This is a genomic window from Streptomyces sp. NBC_00344, from assembly GCF_036088315.1.
Classification (GTDB): Bacteria; Actinomycetota; Actinomycetes; order Streptomycetales; family Streptomycetaceae; genus Streptomyces.
The window spans coordinates 2493862-2515862 of record NZ_CP107996.1; the positions used below are offsets into that span (position 1 = coordinate 2493862).

Genomic DNA, 22001 nt, shown 5'->3' on the forward strand with positions numbered 1-22001 from the left:
AAATGGGCGTCCGCCCGGTGGATCAGGCGGCGGAACCGGCCTTCCAGGCCGACCAGTTCAGGTTCCAGCCGTTGAGGCCGTTGTCCGGCTGGATCTGCTTGTCCTTGGAGTTCTTGACGACGACCACGTCACCGATCAGCGAGTGGTTGTAGAACCACGCGGCCGAGGTGTTGGGGTCGTTGGCACCCTTGGTGTCGGAGAGCCCGACACATCCGTGGCTGGTGTTCGCGGAGCCGAAGACCGACTTGGCACCCCAGTAGTTGCCGTGGATGAAGGTGCCGGAGCTGGACAGCCGCATGGCGTGCGGAACGTCCTTGATGTCGTACTCGCCCTTGCCGTCCGAGTTGGTGAAACCGACCGTCGAGCCGTCCATCCGGGTCTGCTTGTACTTCTCGGAGATCACCATCTGGCCGTTGTACGTGGTGTGCTCCGGGGCACCGGCCGAGATCGGGATGGTCTTGACGACCTTGCCGTCCTGCATCACCTTCATGGTGTGCGCCGCGGCGTCCACCACCGAGACCTGGTTACGGCCGATCTTGAAGCTGACGGTCTTGTCCTGGACACCGGTGACACCGCTCGCGCCCTCGACGCCGTCCAGGGCCAGCTTCATGGTGACCGTCGAGCCCTCGGTCCAGTACTGGTCCGGACGGAGATCCAGCCGGGTCGCGCTGAACCAGTGGCCGACAACTTCCTGGCCGCTGCTCGACGTCACCTTGATGGCGTCCTCGACGGCCTTCTTGTTGGTGATGGCCTTGTCGAAGTTGATCGAGACCGGCATGCCCACGCCGACGGTCGAGCCGTCCTCGGGGGTGAAGTTGCCGATGAAGCTGTGCGCGGGCGAGACCGTGGTGAACGAGGAGTTCTCGTGCGCCTGGCGGCCCTTGCTGTCCTCGGCGGTCGCGGTGATCTTGTACGAGGTGGAGCGGTCCAGCTGAGCGTCCGGCTGCCAGCTGCTGCCGTCGGCCGCGATGGTGCCCTTGACCGCGGTGCCGGATGCGGTGGTCATCGACACCTGGGTCAGCTTGCCCGCACTGACCGTGACCTTCGTGCCCTTGTTGATGGAGGCGTTGTCGGCACCGTTTTTGGGGGTGATCGCTATTCGGGCGGCCGATGTGTCCTTCGCCGCGGCCTCGTCGACCGAGCTCTGCGAGGACTTCTTCGTACCGTCCGCACCGCCGCCCTTGTCGTCGCTCCCACCACCGCTGCAGGCCGACAGCACAAGTACGCCGCCGAGCAGTGCGGACGCGGCCATCAGGCTCCTGCGCCGCTTACCGTCCGTCATCACACGCTTCTCCATCGTTGCCGTATACCCCGAAAATCCCCGTTCAGGGCGCCTTGGCAGCGGCTCCCTGCACAACTAAGAACATCTTCAGCGGAGTCTCGGTTCCACATCCGCCGAAGATGTGCGAAACAACACTCACGATGACGGCCCGCCCGACCCGGGACCCGCTGCCGCGCCCAGGCCCCGCCCCTCCGTATCCCGCTGGTGACACAACGGAGTTACGGGGTCGTCTCCGTGCCGTTCACGGGACCGTCTTCCTCGTCCAGGTCCCATTCCAGTGCATCCGGATCGTAGTCGATCCGTTCGCACGACCAGCCCGCCTGCACGAGCTCGACCCCCGGCACACCGGCGACCAGGTCGAGCGGGTCCACCAGATACGCCAGGGCCTCCGCCGGGTCTTCCCCGGCCGGCGTCCCGGCATGCGTCCGATCCTCGCCCAGCACGCCCGGCCCGTTCTCGGCATCTTCCGCGATGCGTTCGAGTGCTGCCCCGGACAGCGCCGTGTTGTCGTGCACCTCCACCACCAATTCAACCGTCAGGTGAACAAATCGGGTTGTTTCCTTGTCCGCCATGACACGGAGCGTAAGGCTCTTGGCCTCCACGGCTTTCCTATGACCCGCTGCTTTTACTAACATCTGCGGACAGGGAGCCAATTCGCGTTTGCCGCAAGGGAGATCGAACCTGTGTCAGCTCGCCGACCACTGTTGACCGCCACCGCGGCGGGCGTGTTCCTCTGCGCCCTGTGGTTCGTCCCATCGGCGAACGCGACGGACAGCCCGAGACCGGACACGCCCGCACCCGGCGCCGAACAGCACCGGTCCGCGCTGTCGCAGGCCGGTGACTCGCTGGACGGCACGCACTGGATCACCGGTGGGACGGTGTTCCTGGGACTCGGGGCGGCGTCCGCGGCCATCGCGGCGAAGCGCCGGACGCCCGCCGGCTGAACGGAGGGCCGCCACGGGCAGACACCCGCCGCGGCCCTCGTGGTGACGGTCCTTCGCGCGGTCAGCCGAGCGTGCCGGTCACACTCTCCGCGGCCCGGACCAGGCTGCCGTCCCGGACGAAGGCGTCAGCCGCGGCCAGATCGGGCGCGAGGAAGCGGTCGGGTCCCGGGCCCTCGACACCCGCCTTGCGTACCGCCTCGATCACCGCGGTGCTCGCAGGCGCGGGCGTCAGGCCCTCGCGCAGTTCAATGGCGCGGGTTGCGGTGTACAGCTCGATGGCGACGATCCGGGTCAGGTTGTCGACGGCGGTGCGCAGCTTGCGCGCGGCCGACCAGCCCATCGAGACATGGTCCTCCTGCATCGCGGAGGACGGAATCGAATCGGCCGACGCCGGGACCGCGAGCCGCTTCATCTCACTGACCAGGGCGGCCTGGGTGTACTGCGCGATCATCAGCCCGGAGTCGACACCGGCGTCGCCGGCCAGGAACGGTGGCAGACCGTGCGACCGGTTCTTGTCCAGCAGCCGGTCGGTACGGCGTTCGGTGATGGATCCGAGGTCGGCGGCGGCGATGGCGAGGAAGTCGAGCACATAGGCGACCGGTGCGCCGTGGAAGTTGCCGTTGGACTCGACGCGTCCGTCCGGCAGCACCACAGGGTTGTCGACAGCGGACGCCAGCTCCCGCTCGGCGACGGTACTGGCGTGCGCCAGGGTGTCCCGGCCCGCGCCAGCGACCTGCGGCGCACAGCGCACGGAGTACGCGTCCTGCACCCGGGGGGCGTCGTCCTGGTGGTGCCCGGTGAGTCCGGAACCCGCCAGCACCTTCAGCATGTTGGCCGCCGCGGCGGCCTGGCCGGGGTGCGGACGGATGGCATGCAGCTCGGGAGCGAGGACCTTCTCGGTGCCGAGCAGGGCCTCCAGGGTGAGGGCCGCGGTGATGTCCGCCGATGTGTAGAGCCGCTGGAGGTCGGCGAGCGCCATGACGAGCATGCCGAGCATGCCGTCGGTCCCGTTGAGCAGGGCCAGGCCCTCCTTCTCGCGCAGCTCGACCGGGGTGATCCCGGCGGCGGCCAGCAGTTCGCCGGCCGGCTTGACGATGCCGTCAGGGCCTTCCGCATCACCCTCGCCCATCAGGGCCAGCGCACAGTGCGACAGCGGCGCCAGGTCACCGGAGCAGCCGAGCGATCCGTACTCGTGCACCACCGGGGTGATGCCCGCGTTGAGCACGTCGGCCATGGTCTGCGCGACCTCGGGCCGTACACCGGTGTGCCCCGAGCAGACCGTCTTCAGCCGCAGGAACATCAGCGCCCGCACGACCTCCCGCTCGACCCGCGGGCCCATGCCCGCGGCGTGCGAGCGCACGATGTTGCGCTGCAGCTGTGCCCGCAGCTCGGGGCCGATGTGCCGGGATGCGAGTGCCCCGAACCCGGTGGAGACGCCGTACACCGGCTCGGGCTTGGCGGCGAGGGCGTCCACGATTCCGCGGGCGGCCGCGAGTGCGGTGAGGGCGTCCGCGGAGAGCTCGACGCGTGCGTTGCGGCGGGCGACGTCCAGGACGTCCTGGGGGGTGGTGCCGGAGGTCCCCACCACGACTGTGTGCATATCCATATTCAGGAGCGTACGGATTGAAACTCGAACTGTCACTACTGAGTACCGGTCTCGCCCCTTACCGCCGGGATACGGGCCGGACGCCTGCGCCCGACCCCGGCCCGTATCCCGGCGGTCAGTCCCGTTTACCCCGTATACGACGCCGGTCCGCACCGGGCGACGGGGTGTCCGCGAGCGGAATCACCGCCCCGTCCCGCCCGGCCACCACCGGTTTCGCCGAACGGGCCGCCTTGGCCCGGTACTGCGCCGCGTCCGCCAGCCGGAAGAGACGGCGGGCCGAGCGCAGGGGCCCGATGGGATCTCCGGTGGAGGCCACCCCGCAGGCCACCCCCTCGCCCAGATCCAGCTCCCCCGCCCGCTCACAGAGCTGCTCCGCGACCCGGATCACCTCGTCGGAGCCGGGGCCGACGGAGAGGAGACAGAACTCGTCGCCGCCCAGCCGGGCGGCCAGCGTGCCGGGGAGCATCGCGCCGCACACCGAGAGCAACGAGCCGAAACGTTCAAGCAGATGATCGCCCACCGCATGCCCATGGGTGTCGTTGACCCGCTTCAGGCCGTTGAGGTCACAGACCACCAGGCTGACCACCGTGCCGTCGGTCCGGTAACGCTCCACCGCCCTGTCAAGACCCGAGTCGACCGCGCGCCGGTTGGCGAGACCGGTCAGCGGGTCGGTGAAGGCCAGCCTCCTGACCTCCTCGAGACGCTCGGACTGGGCCAGCCCCGCCGCCACCACGGCGGCGAGCACGGTCGCGAAGTCCGCGTCGGCACGGTCGAAGGCGGGCACCCCGATCGGTCTCGCGACATAGAGCTCTCCCCAGGCACGGCCGTGCAGCACTATCGGGGCGACCACACAGCTCCCCCTGCCCCGCTTGCGGAGCGCCGCCACCCGCTGATGGCAGTAGCCCGCCGAGCCCACGGCGGGCCCCTCAGCGGTCTCCACCCAGGCATTGGGCTCACCACCGTTCGCCCAGCGCTCGTGCAGGAACTCCGCGATCTCGGGGAAGTGGTTCACGGGGTAGGTCTCGCCCTCGGGGAATTCGTCCTCCCCCTCGGCCCGTTCGCCGACATTGGCCAGCACCTTGAGCAGGCCGAGTTCCCGCTCCCAGACCGACAGCGCGCCGAAGCTGCCGCCGAGCGCGTCGCACGCCCCCCGCGTGGCCGCGCGCCACGACGCACGGGCGGAGGGCGCCGAGGCCATCGCCTGCGCGAGCGTCACCACGGCCCTGAGCCGCACATCGTCAGCCATAACTCCAGCTTAGAGACGTTTCAAGGCTTTTGAGCAGTTATGCGTCACAGACTGTGACACGCCGGACACGATCACCCCCGTGGCTACTCCCCCGGCCACTGCGGCTTCCGCTTCTCGTTGAAGGCCGCGACACCCTCGGCCCGGTCGCCGGAGAACGCCACCGACCGCCAAGCCGCGTCCTCGATCTCCAGACCTGCCCGCAGATCGAGCCCGTGGCCAAGCCGCAGCGCCCGCTTCGCCGCACGCAGCCCGACCGGTGAGTTCGCCGCGATCCTGGCCGCCAGCTCCAGCGCCTCGCCCCGGGCGTCGTCGGCCAGGATGTCCACCAGCCCCAGTTCGCGCGCCTCCACCGCTTCGACCCGCCGCGCGGTGAACACCAGCTCGGCGGCGCGGGCCGCCCCCACCCGGCGCGGCAGCAGCTGAGTGCCCCCGCCCCCCGGGATCACGCCCACCGACACCTCGGGCAGGCCGACCACGGCCGTCGGGTCGGCGACGATCAGATCGCAGGCGAGCGCCAGCTCGAAACCGCCACCGAGCGCGAACCCGTGCACCGCGGCGATGGTGGGCATGGGCAGCTCCAGTACGCCGGTGTAGGCGGCCCGTGCGGTCGGCCGCTGCCGCACCAGTTCGGCGTCGGTGAAGGAGTTGCGCTCCTTGAGGTCGGCGCCCACGCAGAAGGCCCGGTCGTGGGTGGAGGTGACCACCACGGTCCGTACCGCCGCGTCGGCCGACAGCGCGTCACACGCCGCCGCGATGGAACGGGCCATTTCGGTGGACACCGCGTTCATCGCCTTGGGCCGGTCCAGGACCAGCTCGGCGACGGCGCCGTGGCGCCGTACCGCGACGAACTCCCCGAACCGCCGGCCGGACTGTTCAGTATCTGAGATCTCTTGGGTCATCCGCGCACCCTAGTGCCATGGCCGGCAGCGCTCGCCATGGGGCGAACACCGCCCGCCACGGCGCCGGTCGGCCATGACGGTCTCCGTCAGCCGGTGGTGCCGGGCAGCGCGGCCTCAGCTGCCCCGCCGGGTGAGCAGCCAGGGCTCGACCACTCCGAGGCCACGCACCGGCCGCTGCCACATCGGCTGCAGCGCGAAGCGGTACGAGGGCGGCTCGTCACCGCTCTTCTCGGCCCGTTCGGCCTCCGCAGCGGCCTCCGACTCGGAGACCGGCGCCTCGCCCGTACGCCCCAGCTCCTCGGCCAACGCCCCGTCCACCAGGACGGTGTCCTTGGGCGCGATCGACGTGAGCCTGCTGGCCAGGTTGACGGTGGTGCCGAACACGTCGCCCATCCGGGTCGTGACGGTCCCGAAGGCGATACCGACCCGCAGCTCCGGCATGGTCACGTCGTTGCTCATGGTCTCTATCAGCCGCAGGGCGATCTCGGCGGCCGTGCCCGCGTCGTCGGCCGCGTAGAGCACCTCGTCGCCGAGGGTCTTGATCAGCCGGCCGCCATGCGCGGCGACCAGATCGGCGCAGGTCGTCTCGAACGCCTCGACCAGCTCTCCGAGCTCCTCCTCCTCCAGGCGGCGGGTCAGCCGGGTGAATCCGACCAGATCGGCGAAGCCGACGGCGAGGCGGCGGTCCACCATCTCCTCGTCGTCCGCGGCCTGCACGACCCGCCCGGTCGCAGCGGCGAGCTGGCGCCGCCACACGTAGCGCAGAAACTCCTCGAGCTCCGGCAGCAGCAGTTCGACCAGCGGATAGGTGACCTCGGTGCGGGTCATCCCCGGCTCGGGGGGTTCGGTGAGACCGGCCAGGAAGGAGTCGATCTGCCATTCGGCGAGCCGGGCGGTGGTCTGACCGGTGGACCGGGCGACCTGCACGGCCATCGGCTCGCTCAGCAGACCGGCCTCCACCAGACCCGCGAGGCGGCGCAGGGCCAGAACGTCCGCCTCGGTGAGCGCCTTGGCCTGACCGATGTCGGCGAAGCCCATGGCCCGCCAGAAGCGGGAGGCCAGCTCCATCGAGACACCGGCCGTGCGGGCTGCCTGGAACGGGGTGTAACGGCGGTCGGCGCCCAGGATCAGCTGCTCGAGCCGGATGGCCAGCGGATCATCACTCGGTTCCGCCGTGTGGTCGACCTGGTGATGCGGGGTGGGATAGGGCGAAAAAGGGGGCTGCTCCTCGCCCGAGCCGGACGAGATGTCGTCGACGGTCACCTGCCGCCTCCTGCCCATTCCCTGCGCACTGCCCTGCCGATCTGGATGTCCTGGCGTGCCGATCTGCCACGGATCGCCTCAACCATACGGCAGGTGTGCCGTAGCTCACTGTGCCGATGCGGGTTCGGCCTCGTCGGATGCCTGCGGCGGCGGGCTCAGACGGGTCGCAGATGCACGATGTCGCCTGCGCCGACCGGCTGAACACCCTGCCGGGTGGCCAGGACCAGCCTGCCGTCACCGTCCACAGCGACCGCTTCCCCGGTCAGCGACGTGTCGCCGGGCAGTTCCGCCCGCACGGTACGTCCCAGCGTCGAGCACCCGGCGGCGTACGTCTCCTGGAGGCCGGAGGCGACCGGATCGCCGTCCGCGGCACGCCAGTCCCCGTACCACTGCGCCAGCGAGCGCAGTACGGCCCGCAGCAGGGTGTCGCGGTCGGTGGAGACCGCGCCGGCGAGGGCCAGCGATCCGGCCGTGGGGACCGGGAGCTCGTCGGCGCCGAGTGAGACGTTGAGGCCGATGCCGACCACCACGGCGTCGTCGCCGGCCCGCTCGGCGAGGATGCCGCCCGCCTTGCGCTCGTCGCCGCCGACCGTGACCAGCAGGTCGTTCGGCCATTTCAGAGCGGTGTCGACACCGGCGGAGCGGGAGAGACCGGTGGCCACGGCGACCCCGGTGAGCAGCGGCAGCCACCCCCAGCGCTCGACCGGCACCCGCGGCCCCGGCTTCAGGACCACGGAGAAGAAGAGGCCGGAGCGCGCGGGCGCCGACCACCTCCGGTCGAGCCGGCCACGTCCCGCGGTCTGTTCCTCGGCAACGAGTACCGCGCCCTCATCGAGGTCCGCGGCCCGCGCCGCCAGGTCGGAGTTGGTGGATCCGGTGCTCTGAACGACATCGAGCGAGGTCCACAGCGAACCGGGTCGCAGCAGCGCGCGGCGCAGCGCCGTGGCGTTCAGCGGCGGGCGCTCCAGGTCCGACCAGCGATTGTCAGGTACATCCGATGGCGTCATGCAACCCAGATTAGGTGTGGCAAACGACGCACTGCCGAGGCGCACCAGCGCCGATACGCTACGTGTCAGTAGCAAGACCGACCCCAGACCCGCAATATCCCCCGACCGACGCCTGAGCAGCCAGGGAGCCGCATCCCGATGTCCGAGCCGGAAGCGATCAACGTCCACACCACCGCGGGGAAGCTCGCGGACCTTCAGCACCGTATTGAAGAGGCGACACACGCCGGCTCCGCACGCGCGGTCGAGAAGCAGCACGCCAAGGGCAAGCTGACGGCCCGTGAGCGAGTGGAACTGCTGCTCGACGAGGGTTCCTTCGTCGAGCTGGACGAGTTCGCCCGGCACCGCTCGACGAACTTCGGCATCGAGAAGAACCGGCCGTACGGCGATGGTGTCGTCACCGGCTACGGCACGGTCGACGGCCGCCCGGTGTGCGTGTACTCGCAGGACTTCACGATCTTCGGCGGTTCGCTCGGCGAGGTCTACGGCGAGAAGATCGTCAAAGTCATGGACTTCGCCATGAAGACGGGCTGTCCGATCATCGGCATCAACGACGGTGGCGGCGCCCGCATCCAGGAGGGTGTGGTGGCGCTCGGTCTGTTCGCCGAGATCTTCCGCCGCAACGTCCACGCCTCGGGCGTCATTCCGCAGATCAGCCTGATCGTCGGCCCGTGCGCGGGCGGCGCGGTGTACTCCCCCGCGATCACCGACTTCACGGTGATGGTCGACCAGACGTCGCACATGTTCATCACAGGGCCCGACGTGATCAAGACCGTCACCGGCGAGGACGTGGGCTTCGAGGAGCTGGGCGGGGCCCGGACGCACAACACGACGTCCGGTGTCGCGCACCACATGGCGGGCGACGAGAAGGACGCGATCGAGTACGTCAAATCGCTGCTCTCCTATCTGCCTTCGAACAATCTCTCCGAGGCGCCGGCCTTCCCGGACGAGGCGGACCTGGAGACCTCGGACGAGGACCGGGAGCTCGACAGCCTCATCCCGGACTCGGCGAACCAGCCGTACGACATGCACACCGCGATCGAACATGTCCTGGACGAGAGCGAGTTCCTGGAGACCCAGGCTCTGTTCGCGCCGAACATCATCACCGGCTTCGGCCGGGTCGAGGGGCATCCGGTCGGGATCGTCGCCAACCAGCCGATGCAGTTCGCGGGCTGCCTGGACATCGACGCGTCGGAGAAGGCGGCACGCTTCGTCCGCACCTGTGACGCGTTCAACGTCCCGGTCATCACCTTCGTCGACGTGCCGGGCTTCCTGCCCGGTGTGGACCAGGAATACGGCGGCATCATCCGCCGCGGCGCCAAGCTCATCTTCGCCTACGCGGAGGCCACCGTGCCGCTGATCACGGTCATCACCCGCAAGGCGTTCGGCGGCGCCTACGACGTGATGGGCTCCAAGCACCTGGGTGCCGACCTCAACGTCGCCTGGCCGACCGCGCAGATCGCGGTGATGGGCGCGCAGGGCGCGGTCAACATCCTGCACCGCCGTACGATCGCCGCCGCCGACGACGCGGAGGCCACCCGTGCCGGGCTGATCTCCGACTACGAGGACACGCTGCTCAATCCGTACGTGGCGGCCGAGCGCGGCTACGTCGACGCGGTGATCATGCCGTCGGAGACCCGGCGGCACATTGTGCGCGGGTTGCGTCAGCTGCGCTCGAAGCGGGAATCCCTCCCTCCGAAGAAGCACGGCAACATCCCCCTCTAGGCCACCGAAGTAACTCCAGAAAGGGCTCGACGATGATCAAGGTCGTACGGGGCAACCCGACCCCCGAGGAGCTGGCCGCCGCTCTGGCGGTGGTCCGGGCGCGCGCCGCGGCGGCGGCTTCCGCGCCGTCCGGCGCGCCCCTGCCGCCCGAGGAATGGTCCGACCCGGCGCGTATCGCCCGCCACCGGATAGCCCGGCCGGGGCCGCGGACCTGGGCGCGGACCTACTGGCCCGGATAGCGGCCGGACACCACGGCGGGGCCGGACCCGGGGCAGGGATGCTCCGGATCCGGCTCCCGAATCGCCCTTCGCCCCGTCGCGGTACGTCGGGGCGAAGGGCTGTCCGCTGCCCGGTCCGGGCTCCGGCGCGCCGGACTCACATCAGCTCGGCCAGCGTGGCGGCCATCACCCGGTAGCCGGCGTCGTTGGGGTGCAGATGGTCACCGGAGTCGTAGCCGGAGCCGATCCGGTCGGCGTCGGCCGGGTCGGCCAGGGCCCGGTCGAAGTCGGCGTATCCGTCGAACTCCCCCGACGTCCGGATCCAGTGGTTGATCGCGTCACTCGCCTTCGCCGCATGCGCTCCCCAGTGGTCGGAGCCCTTGAGCGGGAGCAGGGTCGAGCCGATGATCCGCAGTCCGCGCGCGTGCGCCTGGTGAATCAACTGCCGGTAGCCGGCGATGACTTCACCGGCCGACACCACAGGCGCCGGCTTGTAGGTGGGCTGATCACCGGTTTCGCTGAACCCGATGTCATTGACCCCCTGCAGCACGGCGACGGTGGAGACGCCCGGCCGGCCGAGCGCGTCGCGGCCGAAGCGAGCGGTGGCACGCTCCCCGTACCAGGCCGAGTCGTTGAGGAGGAGGTTCCCGCCGATGCCCGCGTTGAGCACGGGGCGGCGGGTCAGCTCCGCCAGATCATCCGGGTAGCGGCGGTCGGCGCCGGGGGTGGAACCGTATCCGTCGGTGATGGAATCCCCGAAGAGGACCACCCCGCGATCGCGGACCGCCTTCCCGCCGCCGCCCACATCGACACCTGAGAGGTAGTACCAGGACCGGGTGCGGTCCGTGAACGCCGCACCCGGACCGTCGGCGCGGTGATCCCCCGCGGCCCGGTAGGTGTCGGTGAAGCCCTGGGCATGGTAGGTCGCGGGCCCGGTCGTACCCGCCAGATAGAGCGTGACGGTCACCGATCCCAGCCGCCGCAGACGCAGCCGGGCAGCGTCGCTGCGCAGCTCACCGTGCGCCGGGACGACGGCAGTGCGCCGCCCGGCGAAGGTGAGACCGCGGACCGTTTCCTTGCGCACCGCCGCGCCCTTCTCCGTCCGGGCGACGGTGGCTCCGGTGATGGTGAGGGGCGAGGTGCCGTAGGTGTTGGAGAGCCGGATGCGGGCGAGGTCACCCCCCTCGGTCACCCGCACGACCTGGCGGACGGTCTGGTGCGAGAAGCCCTCCTGGGACCAGTTGGGCGTGAAGCCGGTACTGGGGAGCTGCGGAGACGCGGCCCAGGCCGCCGTCCAGCCGACGCCCTGCGCGGTCCTGGTGGCGGTGGCCGCCCCGTGCGGAGTGGCGGCCGACAGGACCAGACCGAGGGCGACGGTGAGCGCGGCGGCGGAGGACTGCCTGCGGAACAGCTTCACGGCGAACTCCTAGAGTCGGTAACGGGTCTTGAGTTCCGTTAGGATAGGACGACCGTAACAGAGTCCGGCGCACTAACGGAACAGGTGACCCATTTGAATACGGATCCGCAGGTCCCACCCGGCACGCTGCGACCCGGCGGCCGCACCGCCAAGGTCCGTGCCGCCGTACTGGCGGCCACTCAGGAGGCCCTGGTCGGACAGGGCTTCCAGGACCTCACCATGGATCGGGTCGCCGCCGCCGCGGGCGTCGGCAAGACCACCGTCTACCGTCGCTGGGGATCCCCGATCGGCCTGGTCACCGACCTGTTGCGCGACATGGCGGAGCAGTCGGTCCCGGCCGCGGACACCGGCACCGTCGAAGGCGACCTGCGCGCCAACGCCAACCTCGTCCTGGAGACGCTCACCGATCCCCGCATGGGCCCCGTGTTCCGGGCGGTGATCGCTGCGGCGACGTGCGACACGCAGTGCGCGATCGCCCTCAACGGCTTCTACGCGGCCCGCGTCCGGGCCTGGACACCCTGCGTGGAGCGGGCGGTGGCCCGCGGTGAGCTCCCCGCGGACACCGTGGCCGCCGAGGTGATCAGGGCCGTGTCGTCTCCGCTCTACTACCGGTTCGCCATCAGCCATGAACCGCTCCGGACGGCCGATGCGGACCGCGCCGCCACAGCCGCGCTGGCGGCAGCGCGAGCCGGGGCGTACGCAGCGGACCCGGAAGCCCGATGAGTCCGCGGCAACCGGCTTCCTGAGTACCCGTACTCAGGCGTTCGGGCCGCTCCCGCCGCACCATCGGATGCATGCTGTGGTCCGACCCCGAGGACAAACCCCCCAAGGAACTGCGCGACGTGCAGGCGATGCTGCGCAGGGCGGGGCTTCTGCTCGCGCTCGCGATGGTCCTTGCCATGGTGGTCCTGGGCCTGAACTGATGCGTACACCGTTCAGGGCGCGCCCTACGATGACGCCATGACTGCTCAGCGCCGACTCGTGCTCGGTTCCGCGTCCCCGGCCCGTCTCGGCCTGCTCCGAGCCGCCGGACTGGCACCCGAGGTGATCGTCAGCGGTGTGGACGAGGACGCCATCAGCGCGCCGACCCCCGCCGAACTGGCGCTCGTTCTGGCCGAGGCCAAGGCGTCCTCCGTGGCCGCGCGGCCGGAGGCATCGGGAGCCCTGGTCATCGGATGCGACTCCGTGCTGGAGCTCGACGGAGAGGCCCTGGGCAAGCCCGCGGACGCCGGCGAGGCCACCACTCGCTGGAAGTCCATGCGCGGCCGCTCGGGCGTCCTGCAGACCGGCCACTGCGTCATCGACACGGTCACCGGCCGCCGGTCCTCCGCCACCGCCTCCACGACGGTCCGGTTCGGCGAACCGACGGACGCCGAGATCGCCGCCTACGTGGCCAGCGGCGAACCGCTGCACGTGGCGGGCTCCTTCACCCTGGACGGCCGCTCGGCGCCGTTCATCGACTCCATCGAGGGCAGTCACGGCAATGTCATCGGCCTCTCGCTGCCGCTGCTGCGCACGCTGCTGGCCGAACTGGGTGTTCCGATCATCGACTTGTGGGTCTGAGCCGGGGCGCCGCCCCGGCAGGGGCCAGGCGGGCCGCGGTCATGCCGGACCACGGACATGCCGGGCGGGGCGGGCACCGGACCACGCGGGTACCCGACAGCGGGACTGCCGGACCGCGGGAGGGTCAGGCCGCGGGAGGGTCAGGCCGCCGCGGGCGCGCCGTTCCCTCCGGGGCCGGTCTCGCCGGGCGGCACATCGGCCACCGCGGGCACCGGCCGTTCCCTGTCGTAGGCCACCAGGGTCCATACGATCAGCGCCAGCACGATCATCATCAGGACGAAGGCCGGCCAGCCGACCAGACCCACCGTCAGGGCTCCCAGCACTCCGTGCACCACAGCACAGGTGATCAGCAGGATCTTGCCGAAGCGGCCCGGAGCGCGGTCCTTGATGCCGGTGCGCAGCAGGAAGTACGCGCACAGCAGGAGGTACAGGCCGAATACGGCACCGGCTGCCCACGCGCCGTTGGCTATCGCCCCGGAGTCCATGCCCGCCAGGGACATGTGCTGATTGTCGGCGACCTTGCCGAGCACCAGGTTCACGAAGGCGATACCGAAGGCCTCCAGAAAGAGGACAATCGCAGCCACAAAGGCCACTGGTCTGCGCGCCATGACCCCACCCCCCGGTTGATTAACGCCCGTTACCGCAAGTACGTACGACACCGCGCAGGCTACTCATGGGTATGCACCGGGACAAGGGGTCTGGGCTCATCGCAAAGAATCCTCCGCCAAGTCGTAGGGACTCCACAAAGAAACCGCGGTCGCGGATGGCTCGAGTGACAGAGACCTAGGCCACATACCGGAGCTACTGTGGGTTCCGGGAACCCTCCTCACCGTGGTGCGACAAGGGACTTCGCACTTGAGCGAAGATCGGATAACACCCTGTGTGGGGAAGCTCACCCATGGGAACAGGTCGAAACGCGGTGTCGACAGTCCCTAAACTCAGCATGTTTCAGCGAACTCTTCGGCACGATGACCTGCCGAGTCACCCTGCTCGGGTGTGAGCGGGGCAAACACAGCAAGGAGGGAGCCATCGTGCGCAAGGTGCTCATCGCCAACCGTGGCGAAATCGCTGTCCGCGTCGCACGGGCCTGCCGTGATGCCGGAATCGCGAGCGTAGCGGTCTACGCCGATCCGGACCGGGACGCTCTGCACGTACGCGCGGCCGACGAGGCATTCGCTCTGGGCGGTGACACCCCGGCCGCCAGTTACCTGGACATGGCCAAGGTGCTCCAGGCCGCGAAGGACGCGGAGGCCGATGCCATCCACCCGGGTTACGGCTTCCTCTCGGAGAACGCCGAATTCGCCCAGGCCGTCCTGGACGCCGGGCTGACCTGGATCGGCCCGCCGCCGCAGGCAATCCGCGACCTGGGTGACAAGGTCGCCGCCCGCCATATCGCGCAGCGCGCCGGCGCGCCCCTGGTGGCCGGCACACCGGACCCGGTGGGCGGTTCGGCCGAGGTCGTGACCTTCGCCGAGGAGAACGGTCTGCCGATCGCCATCAAGGCGGCCTTCGGCGGCGGCGGTCGCGGCCTGAAGGTCGCCCGTACGCTCGAGGAGATCCCGGAGCTCTACGACTCCGCGGTCCGTGAGGCCGTCGCCGCCTTCGGGCGGGGTGAGTGCTTCGTGGAGCGTTACCTCGACAAGCCGCGGCACGTCGAGACCCAGTGCCTGGCGGACAGCCACGGCAACGTGGTGGTCGTCTCGACCCGTGACTGCTCGCTGCAGCGCCGCCATCAGAAGCTGGTGGAGGAGGCTCCCGCGCCCTATCTCAGCGAGGCGCAGAACGCCGAGCTGTACGCCGCGTCCAAGGCCATCCTCAAGGAGGCCGGATACGTCGGTGCGGGCACCGTGGAGTTCCTGGTCGGCGTGGACGGGACGATCTCCTTCCTGGAGGTCAACACCCGTCTGCAGGTGGAGCACCCGGTCACCGAAGAGGTCTCCGGCATCGACCTGGTCCGGGAGATGTTCCGGATCGCCGACGGCGAGGAACTGGGTTACGGCGACCCGGAGCTGCGCGGTCACTCTTTCGAGTTCCGTATCAACGGCGAGGACCCGGGCCGCGGCTTCCTCCCCGCTCCCGGTACGGTCACCACCTTCGCGCCGCCGACCGGTCCCGGTGTCCGCCTGGACGCGGGTGTGGAGTCCGGATCGGTCATCGGCCCGGCCTGGGACTCGCTGCTCGCCAAGTTGGTCATCACCGGCGCCACCCGCGAGCAGGCGCTCCAGCGTGCCGCGCGGGCACTGAACGAGTTCCAGGTGGAGGGCATGGCCACCGCCATTCCCTTCCACCGCGCGGTTGTCGCCGACCCGGCGTTCGCCCCGCAGGACGGGACGCCCTTCCGGGTGCACACCCGTTGGATCGAGACCGAGTTCGTCAACGAGATCCCGGCCTTCGCGACCGTTCCGGCGGACGCCGACGAGGACGAGGCGGGCCGCGAGACCATCGTGGTCGAGGTCGGCGGCAAGCGGCTCGAGGTCTCGCTGCCGTCGTCGCTCGGCATGTCGCTGGCCCGTACCGGTCTGGCCGCCGGTGCGAAGCCCAAGCGCCGGGCCGCGAAGAAGGCCGGCTCCGCCGCTTCGGGCGACTCCCTCTCGTCACCGATGCAGGGCACGATCGTCAAGATCGCGGTCGAGGAGGGCCAAGAGGTCAAGGAGGGCGACCTGGTCGTGGTCCTCGAGGCGATGAAGATGGAGCAGCCGCTCAACGCGCACCGCTCCGGCACCGTCAAGGGCCTCACCGCCGAAGTCGGCGCCTCCGTCACATCCGGCGCACTGATCTGCGAGATCAAGGACTGACGCACCTCGCGGATGTCGTACGGATGGGCCCCGCCGGATCGTTCCGGCGGGGCCCATCCGCGTACAACGGCTGCTATCTGCGGCGCATTTCGGCCACTCGCGCCCGCTCGCCCGCCGGCTGCTCGACCATCGGAGCCGATGCGGTGCTGCGCAACTGCGGTGCGCCGCCGGGCAGGTGAGTGCGCCGCTGGCCGGGGAGCGGCATCTCACGGCGGGACTGGCGACCCTGCGTGCTGTCGCCCGGAGCGACCGAGCCGCCCGGACCGGCGGACGAGCCGGCCACCGCGATCTGCACGCCCTGGTCGGCCAGTGCCTGCAACTCCGTTGCGGCGCGGTCGTCCTGCGCGGGTGGCTCGTCGGTGACCAGGCGCGTGATCACGTCGGTCGGCACGGTCTGGAACATGGTGTCGGTGCCGAGCTTGGTGTGATCGGCCAGGACCACCACTTCCGCCGCGGCCTGCACCAGTGCCCGGTCGACGCTCGCCGAGAGCATGTTGGACGTGGAGAGGCCGCGCTCCGCGGTGAGACCGCTTCCGGAGAGAAAGGCACGGGACACCCGGAGCCCCTGGAGGGACTGCTCCGCACCACTGCCCACCAGCGCGTAGTTGGAACCGCGCAGGGTGCCTCCGGTCATCACCACCTCGACCCGGTTGGCATGGGCCAGCGCCTGGGCCACCAGAAGGGAGTTGGTGACGACGGTCAGTCCTGGGACCCTCGCGAGCCGGCGGGCCAGCTCCTGCGTGGTCGTCCCGGCGCCGACCACGATGGCCTCGCCCTCTTCGACGAGGCCCGCGGCGAGGTCGGCGATGGCCGTCTTCTCCGCGGTCGCGAGATGGGATTTCTGCGGAAAGCCGGACTCTCGCGTAAAACCGCCCGGCAGTACCGCACCGCCGTGCCGGCGGTCGAGGAGTCCTTCTGCCTCCAGTGCCCGCACGTCCCGCCGTACGGTCACTTCGGAGGTCTGGACGACACGGGCGAGCTCACGGAGCGACACGGCCCCATTGGCGCGCACCATTTCAAGGATCAATTGGCGACGTTCAGCAGCGAACACGAAACTGACAGTAACCTGACCGGCCGATAGTTCTCAGCATTTTGCGCCGGATAACAGAAGTTGTGCACAGATTGGGTCAGTGGGTGGTATACGGGGCGTACTCACCCACCGCCCCGCTCCGTCAGGCCTCGCCCGCCGCCTTACGGGTGTGCAACTGCCGCGCCACCTCCGCGATCGAACCCGAAAGCGACGGGTACACGGTGAACGTGTTGGCGATCTGTTCGACCGTCAGGTTGTTGTCGACAGCGATCGAGATGGGATGGATCAGCTCGCTCGCCCGGGGGGCGACGACCACACCGCCGACCACGATGCCGGTGCCGGGGCGGCAGAAGATCTTGACGAACCCGTCCCGGATGCCCTGCATCTTGGCGCGCGGGTTGCGCAGCAGCGGGAGCTTCACCGCGCGGGCGACGATCTTGCCGGAGTCGACGTCCGACTGGCTGTAGCCGACGGTCGCGATCTCCGGGTCGGTGAACACGTTCGACGAGACGGTCTTGAGGTTCAGCGGCTGCACCGCGTCGCCGAGGAAGTGGTACATCGCGATGCGACCCTGCATCGCGGCGACCGAGGCAAGGGCGAAGATCCCGGTGACGTCCCCCGCGGCATAGACACCGGGTGCGCTCGTCCGGGAGACCTTGTCGGTCCAGATATGACCCGAGTCCTTCAGCCGGACCCCGGCCTCCTCCAGGCCCATGCCCGCGCTGTTGGGGATGGCGCCGACCGCCATCAGGCAGTGCGTGCCCGAGATGACCCGGCCGTCGGCCAGCGTCACCTCGACACGGTCGCCCACCCTCTTGGCACTCGCGGCACGGGAACGGGACATGACGTTCATGCCGCGGCGGCGGAAGACGTCCTCCAGGACGGCTGCCGCGTCCGGGTCCTCGCCCGGAAGCACCCGGTCACGGCTGGACACCAGGGTGACGCGCGATCCCAGCGCCTGATAGGCGCCGGCGAACTCCGCACCGGTGACACCGGAACCGACCACGATGAGCTCTGCGGGGAGCTCGTCCAGGTCGTACACCTGCGTCCAGTTCAGGATCCGCTCGCCGTCGGGCAGCGCGTCCGGGATCTCCCTCGGGTGACCGCCGGTCGCCAGCAGCACGGCGTCGGCGGTCAGGGTCTCCTCGGTGCCGTCGGCGGCCGTGACGATCACCTTGCGGGAGCCGTCCATGGCCTGCCGGCCGTCGAGCCTGCCGCGGCCGCGCATGACCCGGGCGCCGGCCCGGGTCACCGACGCGGTGATGTCGTGGGACTGGGCGAGCGCGAGACGCTTCACCCGTCGGTTCACCTTGCCGAGGTCCACACCGACCACCCTGGCCGCCTGCTCGAGCGGCGGGGTGTCGTCGGCGACGATGATGCCCAACTCCTCGTACGAAGAGTCGAAGGTCGTCATCACCTCGGCCGTGGCGATCAGGGTCTTGGACGGTACGCAGTCGGTGAGCACGGATGCCCCGCCGAGACCGTCGCAGTCGACGACGGTCACCTCCGCGCCGAGCTGGGCGCCCACCAGGGCAGCCTCATAGCCGCCGGGTCCGCCGCCGATGATCACGATCCGGGTCACGAAAAATCCGCCTCGCGTTGTCACCCCGGCCGCACTGCCGCCCCGGCCGGGGGTCCGGGGGGTGCCCCGGGGAATGCAGTACGTGCTTCATTGTCCCGCACTCCTCAAGAAGCTTCACCCCCGGGGCTCCCCCGGGTTTTGCCCCACCTCCGCCGCGGGAAGGACCGGACCGGGAAATGCCACTGTCGTACCCTCGACACCATGTCGCTCTACGCCGCGTACGCCGGCAACCTCGACGCGCGGCTGATGTCCCGCCGCGCCCCGCACTCTCCGCTGCGCGGCACCGGCTGGCTCAACGGCTGGCGGCTGACCTTCGGCGGGGAGCAGATGGGCTGGGAAGGTGCCCTCGCCACCGTCGTGGAGGCCCCGCGCTCCCAGGTCTTCGTGGCGCTCTACGACATCGCCCCGATGGACGAGGACTCGATGGACCGCTGGGAAGGTGTCGGTCTCGACATCTACCGCCGGATGCGGGTCAGGGTGGACACCCTGGAGGGCGAGGAGCCCACCTGGATCTACGTGCTCAACGGGTACGAGGGCGGGCTGCCCTCCGCGCGCTACCTGGGCGAGCTGGCCGACGCCGCCGAATCCGCCGGGGCGCCGCACGACTATGTGATGGAACTGCGCAAGCGGCCCTGCTAGGCCGTGCCCGGGAAGTCCCGTCCGCCCCGCGGCTCCGGCCGGACGCCGCCGCTTCTCCCCCACGGCCCGGCGCCGTGGCGGACAGTGTCCGCCGGTGGGCGGTGGTGACCATGGCCGACCGCGGCACCGGCGGCCGGCGGGGCACCGGACCCCGGTCGTTCGTCGAAAACGACAAGACAACGATCCGGACTCCGTCGCTGAGACATCTACGCGCGTAGGGAATGAGCGGTTACCCTCATCGGCGTGAACGATTCAGTTGATCCGGACATCCAGGGCGACCCGCACGCCGCCGCCGACGCCGCCGCCACGCGTCTGCGAGAACTCACCGGCGCCGAGACCCATGACGTCGCCCTCGTGATGGGCTCCGGCTGGGCGCCGGCCGTCGACGCACTCGGGACACCCGAGGCCGACTTCGCCGTCACCGAACTGCCAGGATTCCCGCCGCCCGCGGTCGAGGGCCACGGCGGCAGGGTCCGCTCGTACGTGATCGGGGGGAAGCGTGCGCTGGTCTTCCTCGGCCGGACCCACTTCTACGAGGGCCGCGGTGTCGCGGCGGTCTCGCACGGCGTCCGCACCGCCGTCGCCGCCGGCTGCAAGACGGTCGTCCTGACGAACGGCTGCGGCGGTCTCCGCCCCGGGATGCGCCCCGGCCAGCCGGTCCTGATCAGCGACCACATCAACCTGACGGCCACCTCGCCGATCATCGGCGCCAACTTCGTCGATCTCACCGACCTCTACTCGCCGCGGCTGCGCGCCCTGTGCAAGGAGGTCGACGAGACGCTGGAGGAGGGTGTGTACGTGCAGTTCCCCGGCCCGCACTACGAGACCCCCGCCGAGATCGGCATGGTCCGGGTGCTGGGCGGCGATCTGGTCGGCATGTCCACCGTCCTCGAGGCGATCGCCGCCCGGGAGGCGGGCGCGGAGGTTCTCGGCATCTCCCTGGTGACGAACCTGGCGGCAGGACTCACCGGCGAGCCGCTGAACCACGAGGAAGTTCTCCAGGCCGGCCGGGACTCGGCCGCCCGGATGGGTGCGCTGCTGAAGCGGGTGCTCGAGCGCATCTGACCCGCCCGCCCCGCCGAACAACAGGACCGAGAGGCAGACCACCGTGCAGCAGAACCTCATCCAGCGGGCCATGGCCTGGCAGGCCGAGGACCCCGACCCGGAGACCCGCGACGAACTCGCCGGGCTCATCGCAGCCGAGGACATGGACGAGCTGACCGCACGGTTCAGCGGCACCCTCCAGTTCGGCACCGCCGGCCTCCGCGGCGAGCTCGGTGCGGGTCCGATGCGGATGAACAGGAGCGTCGTCATCCGGGCGGCGGCGGGGCTCGCGGCCTACCTGAAGGCCGAGGGGCAGGCCGGCGGCCTGGTCGTCGTCGGCTACGACGCCCGCTACAAGTCCGCCGACTTCGCCCGTGACACCGCGGCCGTGATGACCGGCGCGGGCCTGCGCGCCGCGGTGCTCCCCTGCCCGCTGCCCACCCCGGTGCTCGCCTTCGCCATCCGTCATCTGGGCGCCGTCGCCGGCGTCGAGGTCACCGCGAGTCACAACCCGCCGCGCGACAACGGCTACAAGGTCTATCTGGGCGACGGCTCCCAGATCGTGCCCCCGGCGGACGGCGAGATCGCGGCCGCCATCGACGCGGTGCGGAGCCTGGCCGACGTACCGCGCCCGGACAGCGGGTGGGAGGTCCTGAAGGACGACGTCCTGGAGGCCTATCTGGCCCGTACGGATGCCGTACTGACCGCGGGCTCCCCCCGCACCGCCCGGGTCGTCTACACGGCCTTGCACGGTGTCGGCAAGGACACCCTGGTCGCCGCCTTCGCCCGGGCCGGTTTCCCCGCACCTGTGCTGGTCGCCGAACAGGCGGAGCCGGACCCCGCCTTCCCGACCGTCGCGTTCCCGAACCCGGAGGAGCCGGGCGCGATGGACCTCGCCTTCGCGACGGCCCGCCGCGCCGCGCCGGACATCATCATCGCCAACGACCCGGACGCCGACCGGTGTGCGGTGGCCGTCCCGCACGACGGCGACTGGCGGATGCTCAGCGGTGACGAGGTGGGCGCCCTGCTGGCCGCCCACCTGGTCCGCCGGGGTGTCACCGGCACCTTCGCCGAGTCGATCGTGTCCTCGTCGCTGCTGGGCCGGATCGCCGGCGCCGCCGGGCTCGGGTACGAGGAGACACTGACCGGCTTCAAGTGGATCTCGCGCGTCGAAGGACTGCGGTACGGCTACGAGGAAGCCCTCGGCTACTGCGTCGACCCTCAGGGCGTGCGCGACAAGGACGGCATCACCGCCGCGCTGCTGATCGCCGAGCTGGCTTCCGCACTCAAGGCCGATGGCCGTACGCTCCCCGACCTGCTCGACGAACTCGCCGTCCAGCACGGCCTGCACGCCACCGACCAGCTCTCCGCCCGGGTCGACGATCTGTCGCTCATCGCGGACGCGATGCGACGGCTGCGCGCCCAGCCGCCCACCGTGCTCGGTGGTCTGCCGGTCACGTCCGCCGAGGACCTCGGCCGGGGCACGGCGCAGCTGCCACCCACCGACGGGCTGCGCTACCGGCTGGAGGGGGCCAGGGTGATAGTCCGTCCGAGCGGCACCGAACCCAAGATCAAGTGCTATCTGGAGGTCGTGCTCCCGGTGGACACGATCAGCGCGGTCCCCGCGGCCCGCACCGAAGCGAAGGCGCTGCTCGAGGCCATCAAGGCGGATCTCTCCCGGGCCGCCGGGCTGTGACCGCCGCCGGCCGCAGGAACCGAGGGCCCGGGACGTGTCACCCGGCCG

21 protein-coding genes are annotated in these 22001 nt (G+C 70.4%); 10 read left to right on the forward strand and 11 right to left on the reverse strand.

Going from position 1 to position 22001, the window contains the following annotated elements:
- Positions 1 to 22: 22 nt before the first annotated feature.
- Together OHS16_RS11135 and OHS16_RS11140 are read right to left on the reverse strand one after the other, a co-directional pair.
- Complete coding sequence (locus tag OHS16_RS11135) at positions 23 to 1297, reverse strand: L,D-transpeptidase (protein ID WP_328537031.1); 1275 nt, start codon at positions 1295 to 1297, stop codon at positions 23 to 25.
- Between the two features lie 203 nt (positions 1298 to 1500).
- Positions 1501 to 1854: a hypothetical protein gene (locus OHS16_RS11140; protein WP_328537032.1), complete on the reverse strand. Its 354-nt coding sequence runs from the start codon at positions 1852 to 1854 to the stop codon at positions 1501 to 1503.
- 111 nt (positions 1855 to 1965) lie between these two features.
- On the opposite strand from OHS16_RS11140, the gene OHS16_RS11145 reads away from it, so the two are divergent.
- Entirely contained in the window at positions 1966 to 2226 is a 261-nt protein-coding gene (locus OHS16_RS11145) for a hypothetical protein (RefSeq protein ID WP_328537033.1), read from the forward strand.
- 61 nt (positions 2227 to 2287) lie between these two features.
- Here OHS16_RS11145 and hutH read toward each other — a convergent pair whose 3' ends face one another.
- From hutH to OHS16_RS11170, 5 genes are all read right to left on the reverse strand, one after another.
- Positions 2288 to 3826, reverse strand: coding sequence for a histidine ammonia-lyase (gene hutH, locus OHS16_RS11150; RefSeq protein ID WP_328540798.1), 1539 nt, complete (start codon positions 3824 to 3826; stop codon positions 2288 to 2290).
- A 121-nt stretch (positions 3827 to 3947) separates the two neighbouring features.
- Positions 3948 to 5078, reverse strand: coding sequence for a GGDEF domain-containing protein (locus tag OHS16_RS11155; RefSeq protein WP_328537034.1), 1131 nt, complete (start codon positions 5076 to 5078; stop codon positions 3948 to 3950).
- A gap of 83 nt (positions 5079 to 5161) precedes the next feature.
- On the reverse strand, positions 5162 to 5977 hold the full coding sequence (locus tag OHS16_RS11160) for an enoyl-CoA hydratase/isomerase family protein (protein ID WP_328537035.1): 816 nt from the start codon (positions 5975 to 5977) through the stop codon (positions 5162 to 5164).
- A gap of 114 nt (positions 5978 to 6091) precedes the next feature.
- Positions 6092 to 7240, reverse strand: coding sequence for an adenylate/guanylate cyclase domain-containing protein (locus OHS16_RS11165; protein WP_328537036.1), 1149 nt, complete (start codon positions 7238 to 7240; stop codon positions 6092 to 6094).
- Positions 7241 to 7395: 155 nt separating this feature from the next.
- Positions 7396 to 8247, reverse strand: a complete 852-nt coding sequence (locus OHS16_RS11170) for a biotin--[acetyl-CoA-carboxylase] ligase (protein ID WP_328537037.1) — start codon at positions 8245 to 8247, stop codon at positions 7396 to 7398.
- A 138-nt stretch (positions 8248 to 8385) separates the two neighbouring features.
- Between OHS16_RS11170 and OHS16_RS11175 the strand changes: the two genes are divergently transcribed.
- Positions 8386 to 9969: an acyl-CoA carboxylase subunit beta gene (locus OHS16_RS11175; protein WP_328537038.1), complete on the forward strand. Its 1584-nt coding sequence runs from the start codon at positions 8386 to 8388 to the stop codon at positions 9967 to 9969.
- Between the two features lie 32 nt (positions 9970 to 10001).
- Positions 10002 to 10208, forward strand: coding sequence for an acyl-CoA carboxylase epsilon subunit (locus OHS16_RS11180; protein ID WP_328537039.1), 207 nt, complete (start codon positions 10002 to 10004; stop codon positions 10206 to 10208).
- A 136-nt stretch (positions 10209 to 10344) separates the two neighbouring features.
- Here the strand turns inward: OHS16_RS11180 and OHS16_RS11185 are convergent, their stop codons facing one another.
- The gene (locus OHS16_RS11185) at positions 10345 to 11604 is read right to left on the reverse strand and encodes an SGNH/GDSL hydrolase family protein (RefSeq protein WP_443042594.1); all 1260 of its coding nucleotides are present in this window, start codon (positions 11602 to 11604) and stop codon (positions 10345 to 10347) included.
- 84 nt (positions 11605 to 11688) lie between these two features.
- Here OHS16_RS11185 and OHS16_RS11190 point away from each other — a divergent pair, with 84 nt between their 5' ends.
- The 3 genes from OHS16_RS11190 (at position 11689) to OHS16_RS11200 (ending at position 13167) form a co-directional block, all read left to right on the forward strand.
- Positions 11689 to 12327 carry a TetR/AcrR family transcriptional regulator gene (locus tag OHS16_RS11190; RefSeq protein WP_443042595.1) on the forward strand — a complete coding sequence of 213 codons (639 nt, stop codon included), beginning with the start codon at positions 11689 to 11691 and terminating at the stop codon, positions 12325 to 12327.
- Between the two features lie 71 nt (positions 12328 to 12398).
- The gene (mmpB, locus tag OHS16_RS11195) at positions 12399 to 12527 is read left to right on the forward strand and encodes a morphogenic membrane protein MmpB (protein WP_328537040.1); all 129 of its coding nucleotides are present in this window, start codon (positions 12399 to 12401) and stop codon (positions 12525 to 12527) included.
- A gap of 37 nt (positions 12528 to 12564) precedes the next feature.
- Positions 12565 to 13167, forward strand: a complete 603-nt coding sequence (locus tag OHS16_RS11200; protein WP_328537041.1) for a Maf family protein — start codon at positions 12565 to 12567, stop codon at positions 13165 to 13167.
- A 140-nt stretch (positions 13168 to 13307) separates the two neighbouring features.
- On the opposite strand, the gene OHS16_RS11205 is transcribed toward OHS16_RS11200, so the two are convergent.
- Positions 13308 to 13775: a hypothetical protein gene (locus OHS16_RS11205; RefSeq protein ID WP_328537042.1), complete on the reverse strand. Its 468-nt coding sequence runs from the start codon at positions 13773 to 13775 to the stop codon at positions 13308 to 13310.
- Between the two features lie 423 nt (positions 13776 to 14198).
- Here OHS16_RS11205 and OHS16_RS11210 point away from each other — a divergent pair, with 423 nt between their 5' ends.
- Positions 14199 to 15962 carry an acetyl/propionyl/methylcrotonyl-CoA carboxylase subunit alpha gene (locus OHS16_RS11210; RefSeq protein WP_328540801.1) on the forward strand — a complete coding sequence of 588 codons (1764 nt, stop codon included), beginning with the start codon at positions 14199 to 14201 and terminating at the stop codon, positions 15960 to 15962.
- A 73-nt stretch (positions 15963 to 16035) separates the two neighbouring features.
- Here OHS16_RS11210 and OHS16_RS11215 read toward each other — a convergent pair whose 3' ends face one another.
- On the reverse strand, positions 16036 to 17013 hold the full coding sequence (locus OHS16_RS11215; protein WP_328537043.1) for a DeoR/GlpR family DNA-binding transcription regulator: 978 nt from the start codon (positions 17011 to 17013) through the stop codon (positions 16036 to 16038).
- Positions 17014 to 17134: 121 nt separating this feature from the next.
- Positions 17135 to 18574 carry an NAD(P)H-quinone dehydrogenase gene (locus tag OHS16_RS11220; protein ID WP_328537044.1) on the reverse strand — a complete coding sequence of 480 codons (1440 nt, stop codon included), beginning with the start codon at positions 18572 to 18574 and terminating at the stop codon, positions 17135 to 17137.
- Between the two features lie 201 nt (positions 18575 to 18775).
- Between OHS16_RS11220 and OHS16_RS11225 the strand changes: the two genes are divergently transcribed.
- The 3 genes from OHS16_RS11225 (at position 18776) to OHS16_RS11235 (ending at position 21953) form a co-directional block, all read left to right on the forward strand.
- Positions 18776 to 19213, forward strand: a complete 438-nt coding sequence (locus tag OHS16_RS11225; protein WP_328537045.1) for a gamma-glutamylcyclotransferase — start codon at positions 18776 to 18778, stop codon at positions 19211 to 19213.
- Positions 19214 to 19456: 243 nt separating this feature from the next.
- The gene (locus tag OHS16_RS11230; protein WP_328537046.1) at positions 19457 to 20278 is read left to right on the forward strand and encodes a purine-nucleoside phosphorylase; all 822 of its coding nucleotides are present in this window, start codon (positions 19457 to 19459) and stop codon (positions 20276 to 20278) included.
- Positions 20279 to 20321: 43 nt separating this feature from the next.
- Positions 20322 to 21953 (forward strand): phospho-sugar mutase, encoded by a 1632-nt coding sequence (locus tag OHS16_RS11235; protein ID WP_328537047.1) that lies wholly within the window; start codon positions 20322 to 20324, stop codon positions 21951 to 21953.
- Positions 21954 to 22001: the final 48 nt, after the last annotated feature.